11 protein-coding genes are annotated in these 19,237 nt (G+C 64.3%); 1 reads left to right on the top strand and 10 read right to left on the bottom strand.

Going from position 1 to position 19,237, the window contains the following annotated elements; translation table 11 throughout:
* Window positions 1-135: 135 nt before the first annotated feature.
* A complete protein-coding gene (locus tag I8J34_RS03650; RefSeq protein WP_214360012.1) occupies window positions 136-750 on the bottom strand; it encodes an RHS repeat domain-containing protein in 615 nt (204 codons plus the stop codon).
* 64 nt (window positions 751-814) lie between these two features.
* On the opposite strand from I8J34_RS03650, the gene I8J34_RS03645 reads away from it, so the two are divergent.
* Window positions 815-1,351 carry an integrase core domain-containing protein gene (locus tag I8J34_RS03645; RefSeq protein ID WP_214360011.1) on the top strand — a complete coding sequence of 179 codons (537 nt, stop codon included), beginning with the start codon at window positions 815-817 and terminating at the stop codon, window positions 1,349-1,351.
* An 869-nt stretch (window positions 1,352-2,220) separates the two neighbouring features.
* Here the strand turns inward: I8J34_RS03645 and I8J34_RS03640 are convergent.
* The 9 genes from I8J34_RS03640 to I8J34_RS03600 form a co-directional block, all read right to left on the bottom strand.
* Window positions 2,221-2,502, bottom strand: coding sequence for a hypothetical protein (locus I8J34_RS03640; protein WP_214360010.1), 282 nt, complete (start codon window positions 2,500-2,502; stop codon window positions 2,221-2,223).
* 2 nt (window positions 2,503-2,504) lie between these two features.
* A complete protein-coding gene (locus I8J34_RS03635) occupies window positions 2,505-7,172 on the bottom strand; it encodes an RHS repeat-associated core domain-containing protein (RefSeq protein ID WP_214360009.1) in 4,668 nt (1,555 codons plus the stop codon).
* 4 nt (window positions 7,173-7,176) lie between these two features.
* Window positions 7,177-9,873 carry a transglutaminase-like domain-containing protein gene (locus tag I8J34_RS03630; protein WP_214360008.1) on the bottom strand — a complete coding sequence of 899 codons (2,697 nt, stop codon included), beginning with the start codon at window positions 9,871-9,873 and terminating at the stop codon, window positions 7,177-7,179.
* Window positions 9,874-9,878: 5 nt separating this feature from the next.
* Window positions 9,879-10,595: a hypothetical protein gene (locus tag I8J34_RS03625; RefSeq protein WP_214360007.1), complete on the bottom strand. Its 717-nt coding sequence runs from the start codon at window positions 10,593-10,595 to the stop codon at window positions 9,879-9,881.
* A gap of 12 nt (window positions 10,596-10,607) precedes the next feature.
* Window positions 10,608-11,951 carry a prenyltransferase/squalene oxidase repeat-containing protein gene (locus I8J34_RS03620; RefSeq protein ID WP_214360006.1) on the bottom strand — a complete coding sequence of 448 codons (1,344 nt, stop codon included), beginning with the start codon at window positions 11,949-11,951 and terminating at the stop codon, window positions 10,608-10,610.
* Between the two features lie 310 nt (window positions 11,952-12,261).
* Window positions 12,262-12,927: a hypothetical protein gene (locus tag I8J34_RS03615; protein WP_214360005.1), complete on the bottom strand. Its 666-nt coding sequence runs from the start codon at window positions 12,925-12,927 to the stop codon at window positions 12,262-12,264.
* Complete coding sequence (locus I8J34_RS03610) at window positions 12,902-13,489, bottom strand: archaeosortase/exosortase family protein (protein ID WP_214360004.1); 588 nt, start codon at window positions 13,487-13,489, stop codon at window positions 12,902-12,904. The genes I8J34_RS03615 and I8J34_RS03610 overlap by 26 nt, the downstream gene beginning before the upstream one ends.
* A 70-nt stretch (window positions 13,490-13,559) precedes the next feature.
* Window positions 13,560-15,710: a S8 family serine peptidase gene (locus I8J34_RS03605; protein WP_214360003.1), complete on the bottom strand. Its 2,151-nt coding sequence runs from the start codon at window positions 15,708-15,710 to the stop codon at window positions 13,560-13,562.
* 211 nt (window positions 15,711-15,921) lie between these two features.
* Window positions 15,922-19,194 carry an ExeM/NucH family extracellular endonuclease gene (locus I8J34_RS03600; protein WP_214360002.1) on the bottom strand — a complete coding sequence of 1,091 codons (3,273 nt, stop codon included), beginning with the start codon at window positions 19,192-19,194 and terminating at the stop codon, window positions 15,922-15,924.
* Window positions 19,195-19,237: the final 43 nt, after the last annotated feature.

Here is a 19,237-nt window from a genome sequence, read left to right as displayed (position 1 = left end):
GAGGTGCCCATTTGTTGTAGCGGGTTGCCGAAGCGTGTGTTGGTGATGGGCACCGGGTGTCCAAGGTTTCGGTCGTCTGGCGCTACTGCGGCGAGATGATTGGCGTGGCGGGCGCTGTTTTGAAGGCTTGAAATGTCAGCGGGGTGACGATGCGATGACGGGATGATGTTCAAACGATGACGCAGAGGTGAAATCCGATGCTCGCGATTCTCGGCGGGCGACGCTGATTGCTATTTGGACGGTTGGACGGGACACCTTGATGCTGCCGGCGACGTTTTCCGATTGAGTGGCGCGGCGGCCCTGGGCGTCCAGGGTGTAGCTGTGGCTGGACTTTGTCGTCGTGCCGTGGAGATTGCTTCTGTTCTCGAGGCTGCCGTCCTCGTACCAGCTTTGCGTGGTGCGTAGCCCCGCGTCGAGCTTCTGTTCGATCAGGCGTCCGCCGGCGTCGAAGGTAAAACCGATGTTCTGGCCGTTGGGGGCGGTGAGGGTGGCCAGGCGCCCGACGGCGTCGTAGGCGTAGCTGGTGCTGTGGCCGTCCGAGTCCTCGACTTTTGACAGGCGCCCGCCGGGGCTCCAGGTGTAGGTGAGGGTTTTGCCAGCGCGGCTGTCGGTGACTGTCTGGATGCGGTGGGCGGCATCGTAGGTATAGTCGTAGCGGATGATGCCGAGGCCCGCGCCGTCTTTGGTATCGACTTGGGTGATGCGCCCGAGCGCATCGCGGCGGTAGCTGCCGCTCTGCGCGCCGGGCACGACACGCTGCTTGATGAGGCCTTGCGTTTCGCCATCGATGCCGGCCGCGCCGTAGCTGTAGCCGGTGCTCTGGCTCGCGAGCGCCTGTTCCGGGCTTTGGCTGCTGATCAGTTCGTTGTGTGCGTTCCAGCTCCAGCGCCAGGTGTTGCCCAGGGCGTCGGTTTCGGTCAGCTTGCGGCCGAAGTCGTCGAAACTGGCCTGGAACTGGCGTTTGACGTTGAGGCCATCGAGGCTGCAGGCGCTGCTCGAATTGGCGTTGCTACGACATGCGGCGCGATGCGCTTCGCTTGTGACGCCCTACAGGTTGCGGCTTACGCGCACCGAACTGCACTGCCCATGGCAGAACGGACGCATTGAGCGCTTCTTCGGCACGCTCAAGGATCGGCTCGATCTACGCCCTGTGCTCGACGGCGCGCAACTGGACAAAGACTTGGCGACCTTCCGCTTCTGGTACAACCGCGTGCGTCCGCATCAGAATCTGGACGGGTGCACGCCGTCGGAGGTGTGGCGCGGGGTCGATCCGCTCAAACGGCGCGTTCGTCTGCGGCGGTGGTTCAGCGCCTGGGATGGTTTGTTGCTGGGGGAGCGCTATTTGTTGTAGCGGGTTGCCGAGGTCGCGGATCGGACAGGGGCGCGAGGTGTCCAGGGGTTTGCTCGTCTCGGTGCGCGCGGACGGGGCGGCAGCTTGGGTCGCCGGTGTTCGGGATGGCTTGAAATGTCAGTGGGGTGACGGTGCGATGACGGGATGATGTTCAAACGATGACGCGGAGGTGAAATCCGCCGCTCGCGATTCTCGGCGGGCGACGCGAGAGGCTATTTGGACGGTTGGACGGGACAACATCGCACAGGTGACGATCACCAGTATCTCCGTCAAGTCATACGCTACGCGCCCGCGGCGCGGGTCTTCGATTACGGCAAGGTGTTCCACCAGCGTCTTTCCCATCGGTCGCCCAAAAGACGAGAGTGGACGGGATTTTTACGCTGTGCACAAGTCCTTTGTTGCTCGAGGACTTATAAATATGCCAAGTAGGTGCAATCGCCCTGCATTTTCACCGACGTGTTCGGCGCGCCATAACAAAGTTCCGTCAGCCCATTGCTCAGCTGAGCTAAACATGACATGTTCTTCAATCGAGCAGGCAACTACTGGGTACTTTGTTGACACGCGCTCAAGCTCACGCGGTTTGAGAAAACGGTGGTTACATCTTGTGGCAACCACGAGGTACCAACCACCGGGCAACGCATATCCAGACAGGGGCGCACATGCGCAATGACAAGATTGCCCTGTACGGACCATATCGAACTCGGAAAGAGCGCTATCGGGATCAGTGCACTTAATCGCAAGCAAGGATAGAGAGTGGCCCACTATTTTGAGTATCCCGATTGCATCATGCTGGTGTTCGCCTTGTTGGGGTAGAGCAGAACTCCACCGCCCGCAACCCCCGCCGCGAAACTGCTACTGACAATCTCAGATCAGAAGTACTGGCTCAACAGGATAATCAAGCCGAGCGCAACCATGGCTAGGCCGTATACTGGCAATCTCTGCGACGCACTATTTCGAAGCAACTTTACCTTGCTTGCAGCCTCTAAGCCGGACTTAGAATGTTTTCTGTAGATTCGGGCTTGAATGTCTAGAATCGAATGCAGATGATCGGATTTCCCTAGCAAGAAAAAAGCGATACCGACGGCAATAAGCGCCCATCCCGCTGCAAGAAGACTTGTTGAATCATGCACGCCTCTGAAGAAATCAAGCATCACTATTTTGCATATACTGATTGCGTCATATTAGAATTTGCCTTGTTGGGGTACAAAAGAAACCCGCCTCCAGCCCAGCTTGACGATACGTTTTCGAGTACTGAATCGTAGTTTGCCATAGCTGTTTGCGCCGTAGCAGAAAGTTGCAAAGCGTCGACAGCGTTGGTGATAAGCGACGAGCCATGGGCTCCCACACTCACTGGTAGGTACTCGGTGCCTTGCCAGGCAGCCCGAAAGTTGGTTAGCTCGGAGAAGCTTGCGAGCTTGTTTGACTGAAGCGCGCTACCTACAGTCGCCAAATCAGGAATGACGCCGACAGGAATTCTTCCGCTTGCAAGGTCAATCGTGAGGTTGCCCGCCACTGCCAATAGCTGTGCATCCCTATTGCCCGGATAGGCCAATCCTGCACCTAGCTCAAACAGGCTTGATGGCACACTTGGTTGCTGATCGCGTAAGGCGCTAATGAAATTCTGTGCATTAAGAGTAAAATCTGCCGAAGACTTACCCACCAATGCGGTGCCAAAGCCAACTGCGCCTACCCCAGCAACTTTTGTCAGAAATGTGGGTTCTGGGGCTGCGAGCAACGCACCCCCACCGAGTGTCGTTGCGCCTCCAACTATCACTCCGGCGCCACCCGAGAGCATCCCTAGGCCAGAACTGAGAGCATCGCCCCATCTGACGTACCCCGTCGGATCATTCGCATTGACCGGATTGTTCCCCGCGTAGACATAGAAGCTCATGTCCCCGGAGGCGAAGCCGATCGGGTCTTCCGAGATGAACCGCCCGATCACCGGATCGTAGTACCGCGCCCGGTAGTAGTACAAGCCCGAGCCGTCATCCTCGCGGCCGGTGTATTTCAACCGGTTCGGGCTGGCGCCGGTGCTGGAGACGGTTTTTCCGAAGGCGCTGTAAGCGATCGCCTGCGAGGTGCCGCCGTTGTGCCCAGTCACCGCCGTCACGTTGTTCACGTTGTCGTGATGGAACAGATAGGGCTTCGTCTTGCCGTCCGTGTCCTCCATCCACGCGGCCACCAGCTCGTCGATGGAGCTGCCGCGGAAGTACTTCTCCTTGAGCACGCCGCCGGCATAGACCGATTCGAGGTGCTCGCCTTCGAGGAAGTAGTCGCGGTTGCCCAGGACGCCGCCGCTCCTGCCGATGCGGTAGTCCATCGGGTCGTACTCGTAGACCTCGGTGCCGTTGCCGTCGGTGAGCGTCCACAGCCGGCCCTTGGCATCCCAGGTGAGCGTCTTGGCGCCCACCCCGCTCTGACTGGTGAGCCGGCCTTCGAAGTCGTGGGTGAAGCTCGCCTCGACCGTGCCGCTCGTGCTGCCAATGCGGACGTTGGCCAGCCGGTTGGTGCCGGCCGTGTAGCTGTAGTAGCGGGTGCTGGCGTTCGGCGTCAGGCTGCCGCGCGTCGCCGTCTTGCGGTTGCCCACCTTGTCGTAGCCGAAGGCTTCGTCATCGGCCGTGCCGGGATGGTCGGCGGTCTCGAGGCGGTAGAGCGCGTCGTAGGCGTAGCTGGCGGTGCCCGCGCCGTCGTCGGTGGTGAGGATGTTGCCCACGCGGTCGCGGGTGTAGGTAGTCGCCGAGACGGTGGAGCCGGCTGCGTCGAACTGGCTTTGCGATTCGAGCCAGCCGTTGGCATCGAAGGTGCGCGTCTCGCGCGCGCCGTTGGCCGTGACCCGGCTCAGCAGCCGCCCGGCCGGGTCGTACTGGTAGTCGACCTGCGTGTAGTCGGGGTTCCTGAGCATCACCAGCCGGTTGGCGGCGTTGTAGACGTAGGCCGTAGTGCTGCCCTGGTAGGTGGTCTTGGTGAGGATGTTGCCCACCGCGTCGTAGGTGAAGCTCAAGCTCCGGCCGCGGCTGTCGGTCTTGCTCGTCAGCCGGTTCAGGCGGTCGTACTGGAAGCTGTAGCTGACCGATCCGTTGGCCGCCGCGCTGCGGTTGCCGGCGGCGTCGTACGCATAGGTCTCGGCGCTGGCGTCGACGAGGTAGTCGACCCGCATGAGGCGGTTGGCCGCATCGAAGCTGTAGCGGGTCACCTCGCCGAGGCGGTCGGTCTTTTCAAAGACGCTGCCGGCCTCGTCGGCCTTGTAAGCGATGCTCTTGCCGCTGTGGTCGGTCTCGCTCTTCAGCCGGCCCAGGTCGTCGTAGGCGAAGGACCAGGTCTTGTTCTCGGCATCGGTGACGGTGAGGCGGTTGCCGGTGAGGTCGTAGGTGAAACGGGTCTCGCCGTTCAGCGCGTCGAGGATGCGGGTGACGCGGTTCAACTCGTCGTACTGGCGGGATTCGGTGCAGCCGTCGCTGTTCTTTGGTTGCAGAGCGGCCTGCGCGTTGGCGTCGATCACGCAGGTGAGGTTGCCGTTCTCGTCGTACCGGTACTCGCTGCGATGTCCCTTGGCGTCCACCGTGGCGGTCTTGCGGCCGAGGGCGTCGACCTCGAAGCGCACCGTCTCGCCGTTGGCGTTGGTGATGCCCACCACGTCTCCGCGCTGGGAGTATTTGGTCTCGGTGCGGTAGCCGGTGGCGTCGATCACGGCCGTGCGCCGGTTCATCGCGTCGTATTCGAAGCGCGTGGTGTGGCCTTCGGCGTCCAGCACGGCGATCACGTTGCCGGCCTCGTCGTAGCTGTAGGTGGTGGTGTTGCCTTCGGCGTCGGTCTCGGTCTTGACGCGGTCGGCGGCGTCGAAGGTGCGCGTGAGCACGTCGCGCACCTCGAAGGTGGCGTCGGGCTTCTTGAACTGATGCGTCACCTTCCACAGCTGGCCGTTGGCATCGAAGCTGTTGATGACCTCGTTGCCGAGGCTGTCGGTGGCCTTGATGACGCGGTCCAGCGCGTCGTAGTCGTAGCGGGTGGTCAGGTCGATCAGCGCGGCGTTGGTCGGGCTGGTACGGCGCTTCAGGGTCTCGGTCTTGACCCGGCCGAGGCTGTCGTAGGTGGTGGTCCTGGTGACCGTGACACCCGAGGGCATGCCGACGATCTGCGCCTGGCTGACGTTCAGGCCGTTGTCGGTGTAGGAGAGGCGGGTTTCGCGGTAGCGGGTGGCATCCAGGTACTGGCGCGAGGTGTTGAGCGTGGCGTTGCCGTTCCAGCACAGGCTGGCCAGCAGCACGTTGCTGCTGCCCGACAAGGCGCTGATGCGCGTTTCCTTGGGGCGGTTGGTGTAGTCGCAGCCGGAGGTCGCGGCGGCAAACGTCGTGGTGCTGGTGGTCCCACGCTTGTCCTTGGTGGTTACCACCTGGTCGAGCGGGCCGTAGCTCATGTCCACGGTGCGGTTCAAGGCGTCCTGCTCGCGGGTGACGTTACCGAAGACATCGGACGTGCCGGTGAAGGCGCGGTCGAGCCGGTAGCTGTAGCTGGTGGCGTAGCCCAGGGCGTCGTACTTCTTGCTGCGGATCGCGTCGCCCTGGTTGTCGAAGAGGAGCACGCCACCATCGGGCTCGACCAGCTTGGTCATGCGGCCGTTGTCGTCGTAGTGGTATTCGCGCACGTAGCCGCGCGCGTCGGTCACGCGGGTGCTCTTGCGGTAGAGGTCGTAGTCGAGCGTGTCGCCCACGTCGAAGCTGTTGGTCTGCTGGAAGGTGCGGCCGTTCTGGTAGTAGCTGAACTTCGTCTGTACCGTCTTGCCGTCGCGCTGCAGGGGTTTGGCGATGCTGGTGAGCAGATGCCTGGGTGCGTCGTAGCCGTAGGTGAGCACCTGCGAGAGCGGGTTGGTCAGGCTTTGCAGGTTGCCCGAGCTGTCGTAGGCGAAACTCCACTTGCGGGCTGTCCAGTCGCTGACATCCTTCAGGCGGCCGTTGGTGTCGTAGGTGAAGGCGATGCCGGTGCGCCCGGCGATGCCGAGGTTGTCGGTGACGGACGACAGGCGCCCGTTGGCGTCGTAGGCGAGCGTGAGCCGGTCGCCCCAGGCGTTGTCGATGTATTTCAGGCGCGCCACCACGTCGGGCGTGGTCTTGAGGGTGCCCGAGGGGGTCTCGAAGATGTATTTGACGCCATTGCGGAAGGCAAGCGTGTGCTGGCCGGCCGCCGGGCTGTCCAGCGTCAGGGTGTCATAGACGCCCTTGGGCGCGGTGACGGCGTAGGTGGTCTCGTCCACCAGGTAGTTCTGTTCGCCGCCGCGCTCGTCGGTGTAGGTGATCGAGCTGGTCTTCGTGTTGCCGTTCTCGGCCGCTTGCGCGCTGGTGCAGTTGGGGCAATTGCCGAAGTCGTTGGCGACCAGACGCATCATGTAGCTATGCACCCAGCCGTAGCCCAGACCCCGGTCCGCCTTGGTCGAACTTGGCGCGCTGTTGTAGGTGCGGGTGAACACGGTGTTCAGCCCGTTGCGTCCGCGGATCACGAAGTCGGTTTCGTCGTGGTAGTTGTTGCCGCTGACCGTGGAGATGGGGTCGGCGGTGCTGGGGGTGCGCACCGGGTCGTTGTTCACGGTGCCCACCAGCAGCTGGTCGTTGAACTGGTCGTTGTTGAAGGTGGGTGTGACCGACACCGCACCGGTGTTGATGGCGCGGGCGGGGTTGAGCACCACGTTGCCGTCGACGTAGCCGCCAGCGAACGCCGGGCTGATGCTGGTGAGCACAAAGCAGGCCAGCGTGATGGCCGCGAGGCTGCGGCGGTGGCGCACCGGGAAGGGAGCCCATGGGTTGGCGGCGAGGTGATGGGATCGGCGCATGATGTCAGTTCCCTTGCTTGGTGTTGTCGGCCGCAGCCGCGGCGCCGGGGAGGCCCACATAGCCGCCGCCCGCGCTCAGGCTGCGGTTGGCGATCTCCATGCTCATGCTGACGAGATCGTTGCTCGCGGCGTCATACCTCTTGCGGATCATGACCGAGAAGCGATAAGTGGCGCCTGTCGTCAGCTTGGAGGGGATCAGGTATTCGATCCAGGACTGGGCGATATCGCGCAGATTGAGGTCGTTGCGGATGCTGACGACAGTCAGCGTATCGTGAGCATCGTTAGCTGCTGGGGTGGTGCGATAAACTCGGCCGGTGGTCGTGAACCCCTTGTTGCGGTCGAAGTAGTCAAAATAGGTCTGACCGATTTGGCTCGGAATGATCGTATTGTTCCAGTAGCTCTGGAATTGACTGATCACCGTGAGCACTGGGCCGGAGAAAGTCTGGTTGCACAGGTCGATTGGCGAGATAGAGATGTTGCCGTTGGCGTTGTAGAAAGCCTGCAACTGCCCTTCCCAATAATCGGCGCATTCCGACCATGCGTACAGGCCGGTGCTTGGCGAATAACTGTAGGTGGCCAACAGCTTCTGGGTGGCACCGGTGCCGGTGTCGACGGTGGAGAGGAAGGTGTCGAAGGCACTGCCGCTGGTCGAATGAGTCCAGGTCGAGGGCGCCGTCGAATAAACGGTCAGCGGCGTGTAGTTGAAGCCGGGCGGGGCCGTGGTGCTGAACCCGAAAGACGGATAGAGCCCCGGCAAGGTGTCGCTGGAGGCGATCTTCTTCGGGTTGAGCAGGCTTGCGCCGTTCGCCAGGGCCATCTGAATACCGCGCACGGTTGATACTGCGTCGTAGCCGGTAATCTCCTGCCAGATCTCGTGCTCCAGCGACGAGCCGATGTGAGCGAGGAACTCGAACTGGCGGTTCGAGTACGTGACGGCCGATTCGTTGGTGCGATACGAGCCGCCGGTGGTGATGCCCTTCATGTCGATGAGCAGCCCGCCGGGCAGGATCGAGAAGGCCGTGCCGTCGATGTACTCGGCCTCGTACACCGAGCTGACCACGCCCAGAAAGCCGATCACCGGCGTCCGGGTCTTCATCACGCGGTCGGCACGGTCGAATTGCTCAAGCATTTTCGCGTAATACTGGGTGGCACCCACGTACAGCAAGCCACCGGTCAGGGCATCGAGCGCAGGCTTGTCTTCGAGCAGCACCGTATCGGACGCATCCCAGCCGTTGTCGTTGGCATCGACGTAGGGCGTGCAGTTGACGCCATCGGCTTGGCAGGCCGCCTCACCCGGGTTGAAGACGATCTTGTATTGAGCGTTGGCGGCCAGGAGTTGGTCTGCCGCCCGATGTACCTGCGACCAGTTGGAGGATTCGCCGCCCGTTGCCAGCAGGTAGTAGCCGCCGATGATGCCCGAGTAAGTTGCGGTGATGTTGCGATCGGCGCCTCCGCTTACTCCCGGAGCGCCATCCATGGAGACCGTCATGGTGAAAGGGTCACCGATATAGGGGATGTAGCCACCTATGGTGCCGACACCGCTGATCGGTCGGGCAACCTCCACGCCGCCCAATCGAATCACCATATTCGGCGTATTGCTGGCACCTACAAATTCGGTAGTCAGCGTCAGCCTCTTGGTTGCAAGCTCCGCCAGCAAGGTCGGTGGGGCAGAAGAAGAAAGCTCAATGTTTCCGCCGCCCGAAGTGGGGACGATAAATGAGACGCGAACCTGCAAAGTCTTGCCCCACTTCTCAGGCTCGGTGCCCGGCACCGTAGCGTCGTGAGTGGCTACCGTGTCGTAGCGCCGGATGCCGCCGACGACTTGGTACGGTAGTGAGGCAGGCAGGAGCCCTTCGCGTAGCTCCATGATCGTGCCCGCGTCCTCCACATCTTCGAGCGTCATCCCCGAGTGGTTGGTGCGCAACCATTCGCCGATCTGATCTTCGAGAATCGTCAGCGGGTTCTTGTCGCGACGCGCGGCGTCATCGTTCTTGATGGCGTTGTAGTAGGCCGTGTAGTCGAAGCTCACCGCGTCGTAGGGGTCGAGGTTGAGATTGTTGTAGGTCTTCTGCTTGAAGCTCGCATCCAGTGCCACCCAGGTGCAGCGGGAGGCGGAGGCAGCCTGGCTGCAGTCGATGGCGGGGCTCACGGTGTCGATGCCGCGATACTGGTCGAAGGGGACGAACGCCTCGGCCCAGGCGTGCTCGAGGTCCACCGTGCTGCGATCGGCCGCGAGCGTGACGCCCTGGATGCCCTGGGACTTGAGCACCTCGACGGCGGTGTCGAGCTGCGGGATACCCAGCCAGTTGGTCAGTTGCGCGGCCGGGATGCGCACCGTGCCCACGGCGTAGCGCGCCGGGATGTTCTGCGAGCGCAGCATGGCGATCAAGGCGGTGGCGATGTCCACGTCGCTGCCGCGCTGGCCGAGGAAGGTGTTGACCGAGCCGGAGCGCGAGCCGTGGTAGGGCGAGTGCTCGATGGTGTTGTGGACGTATTCGTAGATCGCCACGGCGGTGCCGAGCTGAGTGGCCTTGTCGAGAAGCGGTTGGGCGTCGGAGCCGGAGTACACGACTTCAGGGGACTCGGTGACGACCTGGGCCTGAACGTTCACGCTCACCGCCAGCAGGCTCAGGCAGGCGAGCGAGACGAGTGATCCCCGCATGCAGCGCAAGATCTGGATGGGATGGGTGGGCATCTTCATCTGCCTTATTCCTTGGCTGCGCCGTTGTCGCCACTGTTGCCCGGCGGCATAAAGCCTGCCGGCATGGCTTGCAGCGTGGGGGTGCCGTGGGTGAGCGGGGCTTCGCTGACACGGCCCTTGGTGGGGCGAAGCTGCTCCTGCAATTCACGCAATTGCACGACACGCTGCGCGCCGTCATCGGCGAGCGCTGCATCGAGTTTCTGCGTCCAGCGTTCGAACAGGCGTGCGCGCTGCTCGCCGATGGGCAGGCCCGCCGAGCGGGTGTCCTGCTCCGGCGCGCTGCGTGCGTGGGCGGCCTTGAGTTCGCCACGGCTGCGCAGTTGCGCGGCCACGGCGCGGGCGTCGGCCCGGGCCGATTCGCGCAGGCTGGCGACTCTCTGGCGGGCCTTGCGTTGCGCGCCGCTTTCCTCGCCCTGCACGGTAATTGGCGTGCGGTTCCGCGGGTCGAGATCGGCGGCGATCACGGCATCGAGGCTGGCGCGCAGCCTGGACAGCTGGGCGGCGTCCGCACCATCCTCGGCGGCGCTCTTCTTGGCGGCCAGCACGTTGCGGCCGACGGCGCGAATGGCTGTTATCTGCGCCGGGCTCAGGGTGCGCACGGCCGCCTCGCGGGCCGCGGCAGGTGCTTGTGCGGGGCGCTCGGCTGCGTACGCCGAGGTGGCCGCCAGGCTCAACAAGGCCAGCAGCGCGGTCAGGACCGGGTACCGAGGGGGGGGGTGCATGTGCGATCTCCCTTATGCGTCCGAGCGGCCCGATTGGCCGGGTCGCCCCGCTCGGCCGACCGCGCCCATCAGCGCCGCGCCGAGCATTCCCAGCGCCCACAGCGGGATGGGCACGTCGCCGTCGTCGGAGGCGACCGGCGTGCAGCCCGCGCAGGGGTTGCCGTTCAGGTCGGTGGTGGTGAGGCTGGCGAGCCCGTCGATCGGGCCTGTGTCGCTGATGGCGTTGTTGGCCGCGTAGAGTGTGGTGAGGTTGGCCGCGTACTGCAGGCCCTCGAGGCTGGTCACGCCGAGGTTCGAGATGTCCAGCGTGGTCAGTTGCGACAACTCGCCCTGGTTGAGCTGATCCATCGCGCCGCGCCCGAGCGCGTCGTTGATGGCCGTGCGCAATGCGGCGTCGGTCACGTCGACACGTTCGCGGCTCACGGTCGCGCCCACCCCCTCGGCGGCCGAGAAAGCCTGGGCGATCAGCCCGGTGGCGAAGACGCCCGCATCGAAGCCGCCGTCCGCGCGCTGGACGGCACTCAGCGAGTCGAGAAGAACCGCAGTATCGCTCGAAGCCGGGTCCATGCGCAGGTAAGCCAAGGCGGCGGCGGCGCGCACGTGCGGCGCCGAGGACGTGGTGACCTTGGCCTTGAGCGTGGCCACCGCATTGGCGAGCGGTGCCGCAAGGGACGGGTCCGAGCCCTTGTAGGCCGCCAGGGCCTGCACCACGCGGGCGGTGGTGTAGGCATCCGTGGTGCTGTCTGCTGCCGTGGGCCAGCCCTGATCGCCTGCCGGAGTCAATTGGGTCGCCTTGAGGTAGGCGATGGCCTGGGTACTGGAGAAGGTTGCGCCGACGGTGCGAAGCGCGTCCAGCGCCAAGGCAGTATCCAGCGGCGAAGCGCGGTAGCGCTTGGCCAGACCCCAACCCGACTGGCCGGCCGCGGGTGTCGATACCGCGGCCAGCAGTGCGTCGATATCCTGCTGGGCGCTCGACTGGGTGGCCCGCAGTACCAGGAGCCGGCGGGCAAGGGCGTCTAGGTTCTGCGGGTCGTGGTTCTCGATCCAGGTCTGGCCAGCGTAGTAGGGACCGCGGCGGCGGTTGGCCTGATGCAAGGCCAGCACCGCTTCGGTGCTCTGCAAAAAGGTGCGCACCTCGGCGCTATCTCGCCAGCTGCCGTCGCTCGCGTCCTGCTGGGCTTCCAGCCAGTCGGCGGCGCGCTGCGCGGGCGCGGCGTAGGTGCCGGCGAGCGCCGGGCCGCCGACGGCTAGCGCCGTCAGCGCAGCGGCCAGCGTCAGCACCGAGTGGCCTACCGTGCGGCAGGCGCGTCGCTGCCGGCTGGTCGGCGAGTCACTCGCCGCGGGCTTGGACTTCATGAACACATCCTTGAGTTCGCACGTGGGAGGAAACGGTCGGCCGAGCACCGAATCTGGCCAATGCCCGGATGCGTCATTCCAATGGCGCAGCCATCTGAGAGGCCTTTCGAGGTGGCGCCGAGCAGCCCGATGGGGGCATTCGACGTGGCGGCGATGCGGGGCCTGTGCAGCGAGGACATGGTGGCGGTCCGGGATGTCGGAAACCTCGCAACGCTAGCCTCCCGTCATTACGCCCGCACGATGCTGCAGGTGGGTTCGTTGAGTCGATCGGACTATGCCTATGTCGTTAGTGCTATACCCTTCGTGAGATTTATTCCGGCGCAGATGCCCGAACGGCGGGCGTTTGGGTGCAATCGTCCGGCATGTCCGAAATCCTGTGCTTCGCATGCCCAGCAACGGCGATCGCGAACGCCCCAAGCAGCACCCCCGCTCCGAGCCGCCCGCCGTCGTGCATCGCTTTATGCCAGATCAGAATGGGCGAAAATCGGCCCGGTTCGTAGTTGTCGACGAACATGTCCCAGATGTAGGCATGCAGAGTGATCGGCAGATCGACAAACAGAAAGGCGAGCGCGGCAAGGGATGCAATGCCCAGGCGGGCGGCGCGCATGCGCAGCGCACCCGGCCACCCGACGGCAAGGCCACAGGCAATCGCCAGCGGCTGCAGCATGGCGCCGGTGGTGGTGGTGACCTCCAGCCAACCTTTCGGGTCCGGTCGGGTCGGGATGCCGCCGACGACGACGATCTGCGTCAAGGTGACCCGCAGGCGCACCACGGTATCCTGACTCGTATGGTCGATGGACAGGACGAGGATGGCGAAGCGCTCGTCGAGCCATACGATGAGTTTGCCGATCACCGGCAGCAGCAGTTCGATGAACCCGGCACCCCACACGGCCGCCATGGCCAACGCCGCTGCAAAGCCGAGCGACAGGCCGATGGCGACCCGCCAAGGCCTAGGCCAGACGGGGGCGGCGGCCATGGAGAAAGGCATAGAAGTAGAGTGCGACCAGGGCGACCAGCACCACCGGCAGAATAGTCGTGTGCAGCAGATCGAACAGTTCCCGATTCGAGCGGAACGCGTAGAACAAGGCCAGGATGCGGCCTTGATTGAGCACGAAGACGAGGCCCAGCCCGAGCGCCAGGCCGGCCGCCCTCGCCCGCCATCTCATGCGCACCGCGACAAAGGCGGCGATGAGCAGAAACATCACCTCGGTGCCTTCGCAGCCGTTGAGGATGTTCAGGCCGCCGCCCGCGGCCTTGATGCGTGCGCCCTCAGCGCGGGCATCGGCTTGCGGCGTGATGAAATTGACGGCCGCCACGGCGGGGGTGACCGTCGCCGTGTGCACCACCAACCGTTCCACGGCTCCACCTCTCGCTTCGCGCCACGCGAACTGCGCGAGCGCGAATACGAGAACGAAGATCACCAGAACCTGCCACAGCGGGCGTGCGGGCGGGATGTCGCGTTTCCGGTCGGCCGACCGAACTTCCGGGTTTGCCGAAGCCTGTTCCATGAGTTCGTCGTCTTCAGTGAATGGGAACAACGAATGCTCCCGGCATTTGATCACAGGATGATGACAGGCAGAACGACAGTGCCGCTGTGGTCGGTCTGCGTCATCGGCCGCGCCGGGCGCCCGCCAGCAAAGCCATTCCAAGTGCCCACAGCGCCCATGCAGGCAACGGCACGTCCGCATCGTCGGCGGCGCCGACAATAGCGATGCTCGTGTCGACGCTCGCCGTGTTGTTCGATACGACGGGGTCCGTCGTGGCCGAACCCACCGCAGCAGCGGTTTGCACACGGCCCGCAGTCACCGCCCTCGTGCTGACAACGACTTCCTGCACGGCACCAATGGCAAGGGTGCCCACAACGCAATCGACCACACTTGCGGCATGCGTACAGCCTGTCGGTGCACCGACAAAAGTCAGTTCAGCGGGCAGTGTGACGGTGAGCAAGACGTCGGCGCCCCCCTGCGGCCCACCGTTCGACACCGTCGCCGTCAAAGTGACGGCATCGCCGACCGCCACCGCGTCCGGCGCGGCGCTCAGCGTAACGGCAACATCTGCCTTGGGCGGTGCAACGGTGTAAGCATAGGTGAGTGCCAGCGCCCCCTGCGCACCGTTCTTGCCATCCACGGCGATGCGATAGACCTCTCCGGCGTATACGTCGATCGACAATGCGCTCGTCCCTTCGCTGCCGCCATCGTCGTCGCTGCCGACCTCGGTAAGCGCGCTCACCGCGACACCTTGATAGACGCCCAGCAAGGTGTCGAGCGCACTGCCGGCGGTGTCGACCGCCAGCGAGCCGTCGGCCGGCGCGCTCCAGGTCCACCACACCGAGGTGGCGCCGGTCGCGCTGGCATGTAGCGGCTCGCCATTCTGTGCCGTGGCGTTGAAGTTCCATCCACTTGCGCTGCCCGCCGTGCCGGTGAGTGCGGCCGCGGCGGCGAAGTCATCGTTGTCCGGCGCCCCTTGGGCCGTGAGCAGGTCGAGCCGGGGGCGCACCAGCGCATTGCGCCCGTCGATCACCGGCACGCCACCATTGACGATGCGCGCTTCGATCTGCGCCGGCGTCTCGGCAGGAAACTGCGCCTTGAGCACGGCGACGGCCCCCGACACGAAAGGCGCAGAGAAAGAGGTGCCGCCCACGGTCGAGCCGCCCACGGTGATCATCGCGCCGGGTGCGAGCAGGTCGAGCGGCGCGCCGCTGTTGGAGAAGCAGGTCACCTGATCAACCGTCGTCGACGCGTCGGTACAGCCCGACCACGCCACCTGCCCGCCGGTGCGATCATAGACGGCACCCACCGACACGGCCTCGCCCACACAGGCCGGGCTGGCAATGCCTGCCGTGAAACCGTCGTTGCCCGACGAGGCCACGACCACAATGCCCGCATTGCGGGCGTTGCGTACAGGTGTCACGAACGGGTCGAGGAAGCGGTTGCTACAGGGTGTGCCGTGCTCGACCCCATCACCCAGACTCATGTTGATGGCGACGATGTTGTAGGCGCTTCGGTTGGCGATCGCCCAGTCGATACCGTCGATGATGTCGGAACTCAGTGCGGTGGCGTCGTCGAAAACGTCAATGGCGACGATGTCCGCCTGTGGGGCGGTGGCTGCAGCCGTGAGAGCGACCTTCGTTCCGTGGCCATTGGCGTCCGCCGCACCGTCATCGGGCGCGGCTTCGTAGGCGGCAACCACGCGGCACGCGCCCCCCGCACCGGGAGCACTGCAACGCCCAAGTTCACTCTGCGTGTAGTCCACCCCGGTATCAATCACGGCAATCGCGCTGCCGGCCCCTTGCCGCCCCATGATGTCGACCACGTCGCTCTGGCCGATCTGCGGTAGCGACTGGAGCAGATGCGCGTGCAAGGGTTTGTCGGCGAACACCGCTTCAACGTCGGGATCCGCCAGCAACTGGGCGAGCGCGGCACTGTCGTGCAGGGTGAGCGCCCGCATGGGAAGTTCACGATAGCTGCGCCGCACCACAAACCGGGACTCAGGCAGACGGGCCAATACCCGGTTGGCCACCACTGCGCGGGCATCGCGCAAGGTGCGCGCGGTAGCAGGCAACTCGCGGAACTGCACCACCACCCCCTGCGCGCGCCCCGCCTCGAGTTCGGCGGCAACACGGGGGTCGTCCAGGGATGCGGAGCGTGCGGGCATGCTGGCGATCAGCAGTGTCATCAACAACCAACGCAATATGCTTGCCCCCGGGGCGATATTGCTGCGCTTCGCGCCTTGCCACGAACGGAAATCCGCCGTTTTCATTCCGTTTCTTCACTTGCAAAGCAGACCACCAATGGTCTGCTTTGCAATTGTCGCGTCCCTTGTAGGGCGGGTTTCAACCCGCCATGGTCGGCTAAAGCCGACCCTACGCGGCATCGGGAATTCGCAAACGCTACGCAAGTTGGTCCCCCTGTCCGGTGCATGACGGCTCAAGCGTCCATCGCCGACCCGGCGCGTGCAGGTTCAGCAGATATCAAGCCGTACGGCGCGTCGCGCCGAGCAAACCGGCGGCAAGCAAGCCCAGCGCCCAGAGCGGGATCGGCACATCACCATCCTCCCCGCCCCCCACGCCACCGGCAGCAATGGCAAAGCTCTGGCTGACCGGCGTCGCGGCGGCATAGCTGCTGTTGCCCACCTGCGTGGCCGTGACGCTGCAGTTGCCCTGGGCAAGCAGGGTCAGCGTCGTGCCCGCAATGCTGCACACCGACGGTGTCGTACTCGCGAAACTGACCGGCAGGCCGGATGTGGCCGATGCCACCAGCGTCAGCGACGCGGTGTCGAGCGTCGCATCGCCAAGCGCAGCAAAGTCAATGCTCTGTGCGTTGCGCACGGCGAAGGTGTGCACCACGTCGGCCGCCGGCGCGTAGCCCGAGCCGCCGCTCTGGTTGGCCGCAACACTGCACTCACCAACGGAAATCAGGGTGACCGTGTTGCCATTGACGGCACACACGCCGGCGCTCTGGCTGGTGAAGCTCACCGGCAGACCGGAGTTGGCCGTCGCCACCAGATTGAGCGACCCGGTGCCAAGGAGCTGATCGCCCGGCGACGCGAAGCTGATGCTCTGCACGTCCAACGGCCCGAGCGTCAAGCCAACAAGGATAGGATCGTGGTCGGACGAGCGGTACATATCGGGCGCGTAGAAGTCTTGCGGCTTGAACTCGGTGTTGTAGTCGATCACCGAGGGCTCGTCGGCGTTGATATGCCAGGACGAGACGCCACTGACCTGAGCCGAAAGCGTCGTGGTGGTCAGCGCCTGATCGAGCGAGCCGGCCTCGCCATCGAACACGTATGAGTATGGATGAGTTTCGAAGCGGGCCAACTCGTTGACCAGGCCACCGGTTTCGAGGGTGTAGACCGGGTCTTCCTTGCCATAGGCATTCAGGTCGCCCATCACCAGCACGTCGTTGTCGGCCGAGGCCGCCTGCACAGTCGCAATGAAGTTGAGCAGTTCAGTCGCCTGCAGTGTGCGACGGTGGTTGTAGCACCCCTGACCATCGCCGGCATCGACATCGCCACCGGTCGGCGAATTGCAGCGCTTGGACTTGAAGTGGTTCATCACCACCGAGAATTTCTCGCCATTGGCCTTGAGCGAGAAGCCCTGTGCCACCGGCGGGCGGTCATGAATGGCGCTGGTGTCCGACAGGTTGGTGCCGGCGATCAGGTCGACCACGGCCGGCTTGTAGATAATGGCCACCTTGATTTCGTCGCTGCCGGTACCGGTCGGCGCTTGCGGCGCGACGGCGTAAGTGCCGGCTCCGGCGACGGCATTGAGCCCGTTGACCAGATCCTGAATGGCACTGGTGCTGCCCGTGCCATCATTCTCGATTTCCTCAAGCCCGACCACATCGGCATTCAGGGTGTCGATAGCAGCAATGATCTTGTCGCGCTGGCGGGTGAATTCGATGGCCGTAGTGGCCCCACGCGAGGTCGGAAAACCGCCGCCAAGCCCGTCGCCGTTGAAGTAGTTGAGCACGTTGAAGCTGGCCACCTTGACGTTGCCGCCCACCGCCGGCGCCGCCGCTGGGCGGACATTGGCACGGGCGAAGGTGATTGCCGTGGTCGGCTGAATGCGCCAGTCGGCAATGCCATTGGTCGAACTGGTGGCGAGGCCGTAGTCGATCACGCCAGTGATCGTGCTTGCCGTGTCGCCGGCGCGCAAGGTGTTGTCGGCGCCGATGTAGGGGATCGGATTGGGGTTCTGCAGGCTGCTGCCGTCATCGATCAGAATGCTCGATCGGTTGTTGAAATCCTGTGCAGCGATGGCATCGGGGGTGCCGGGACGGTACTGCATGGTCGGCTTGTAGAGGCGGTCGCCGGCCCCCAGCGTGACCTGACCGTAGCGGCCCTGGAAATAGTTCTGCGAGGCGGTCATGGGCGTGCCGATGGTCACCAGCATGCCCTCGACCTGTTCCAGTTCGCCATCGAAGGCTTCGGGCAAGTTGATCACGCGCGGGGCGATGCTGCCCGTGCCGATCACCACGCTCTGGGTAACGTTCTTCAACTCGGTGATCGGGTTGGCCGAGGCCAGCGCACTCGCGCCGTTGCTGGCATCGTATTCGTCCACCGTGGCGGTCACCTCCACTTCCTGCCCGAGCGTGACCGTCGGCGCCGTCGAGGTATAGACGTAGATGCCGTCGGAGGTGGCGGTATTGCCGTCGCCAGTGGCATCCTGCATGAAGAAACCGGCATTGGTCAGCTTGGTCACCACGCCCCGGGTGGTCACCACCTGGCCATCGTAGGCGCTGAGCGAACCGCTGCCCTGAATCGTGAAAATCGGCGTATAGCTGCCGCCGGCCGTCGTCACCGTGATGCCGACCGCGCAGGTCGCGCTCTGACCATCATCGTTGGTGAATTCCACCGTCGCGGCATAGCTGCCCACAAACGCGCTACCGGCCACGTCGAGGCTCGCCGTTGCCGAACCGCCATCCGCACCTGCCGGAGTGAGCGCACCCAACGAAAGCGCGGCACTGGCCGGCACAACCGAAAGCAAGGACACGCCATTGACGATACTGTCGGCATCACTCGCGGACAAACCGACGCTCAGCGCCGTCCCGCTCGCCACGCTCACACTTGCCGGACACACCGGCACCACGGGCTGGCCGCTCCCGCCCGAACACACATTGAATGCGCTCATACTGTTGCGTGGCGTCGGTGTCGCCGCACTGAAATCGGCATTGTTGGCATTGGTATCCACACAACCGGCGCCGCCACGCAGCGCGGCCAGCGAACTGTTGAGCGTAGGCGCCGCGGCACTACCTTCGTGGAAATTGGCGCTGCCGTACCCGACCAGGTCCACGATCTGCGCCAGCTGCCCGACATCGCACACGGCACTACCGCCGTTGCAGGCCAGCCCGGCGTTGTTGTCCACCAGCACCACCTTGCCCTTCGAGGACGACAGGTTGGTGCCCGCCCCCACCAGATCCGGCGACAAGACCGCGCCACCCGCGCCCGAGGCCAGTTGCACCAGAAAGTACTGGCCCGGCTGCAAGGTGGTGTTGATCGTGGTGATACCGTTGTTGCTGAACGATCCCGTCCCGGTGGCGCTCGCGTACTGGATCGACCAGTTGTCGAGCACGACCGGCACGCTGCCGGCGTTGAATAATTCGACGTAGTCAGCACTGTAGACGCTGCCGTTGCCCCCATACACCTGGCTGATGACAACGCCCGAGGTCGAAGCCCCTGCCCAGCCCGGCACGATGGCGGAGAACACACCGAGAGCGAATACGGAAGAGCGGAAACGAATCATGACGGCCAGCACAATCGACGAGAAGCGCCGAGTGTGGCCCCTG

The organism is Denitromonas iodatirespirans (assembly GCF_018524365.1).
Classification (GTDB): Bacteria; Pseudomonadota; Gammaproteobacteria; order Burkholderiales; family Rhodocyclaceae; genus Nitrogeniibacter; species Nitrogeniibacter iodatirespirans.
The sequence above is the reverse complement of the archived record's forward strand: the minus strand, read 5'-3'. Positions and strand labels throughout refer to the sequence as shown.

What these genes read in the sequence shown, in the direction of transcription:
- I8J34_RS03615 (WP_214360005.1), bottom strand. Translation starts at nt 12,927, where the DNA reads ATGGCCGCCGCCCCCGTCTGGCCTAGGCCTTGGCGGGTCGCCATCGGC.
- I8J34_RS03630 (WP_214360008.1), bottom strand. Translation starts at nt 9,873, where the DNA reads ATGAAGATGCCCACCCATCCCATCCAGATCTTGCGCTGCATGCGGGGA.
- I8J34_RS03605 (WP_214360003.1), bottom strand. Translation starts at nt 15,710, where the DNA reads ATGAAAACGGCGGATTTCCGTTCGTGGCAAGGCGCGAAGCGCAGCAAT.
- I8J34_RS03620 (WP_214360006.1), bottom strand. Translation starts at nt 11,951, where the DNA reads ATGAAGTCCAAGCCCGCGGCGAGTGACTCGCCGACCAGCCGGCAGCGA.
- I8J34_RS03600 (WP_214360002.1), bottom strand. Translation starts at nt 19,194, where the DNA reads ATGATTCGTTTCCGCTCTTCCGTATTCGCTCTCGGTGTGTTCTCCGCC.
- I8J34_RS03640 (WP_214360010.1), bottom strand. Translation starts at nt 2,502, where the DNA reads ATGCTTGATTTCTTCAGAGGCGTGCATGATTCAACAAGTCTTCTTGCA.
- I8J34_RS03635 (WP_214360009.1), bottom strand. Translation starts at nt 7,172, where the DNA reads ATGCGCCGATCCCATCACCTCGCCGCCAACCCATGGGCTCCCTTCCCG.
- I8J34_RS03625 (WP_214360007.1), bottom strand. Translation starts at nt 10,595, where the DNA reads ATGCACCCCCCCCCTCGGTACCCGGTCCTGACCGCGCTGCTGGCCTTG.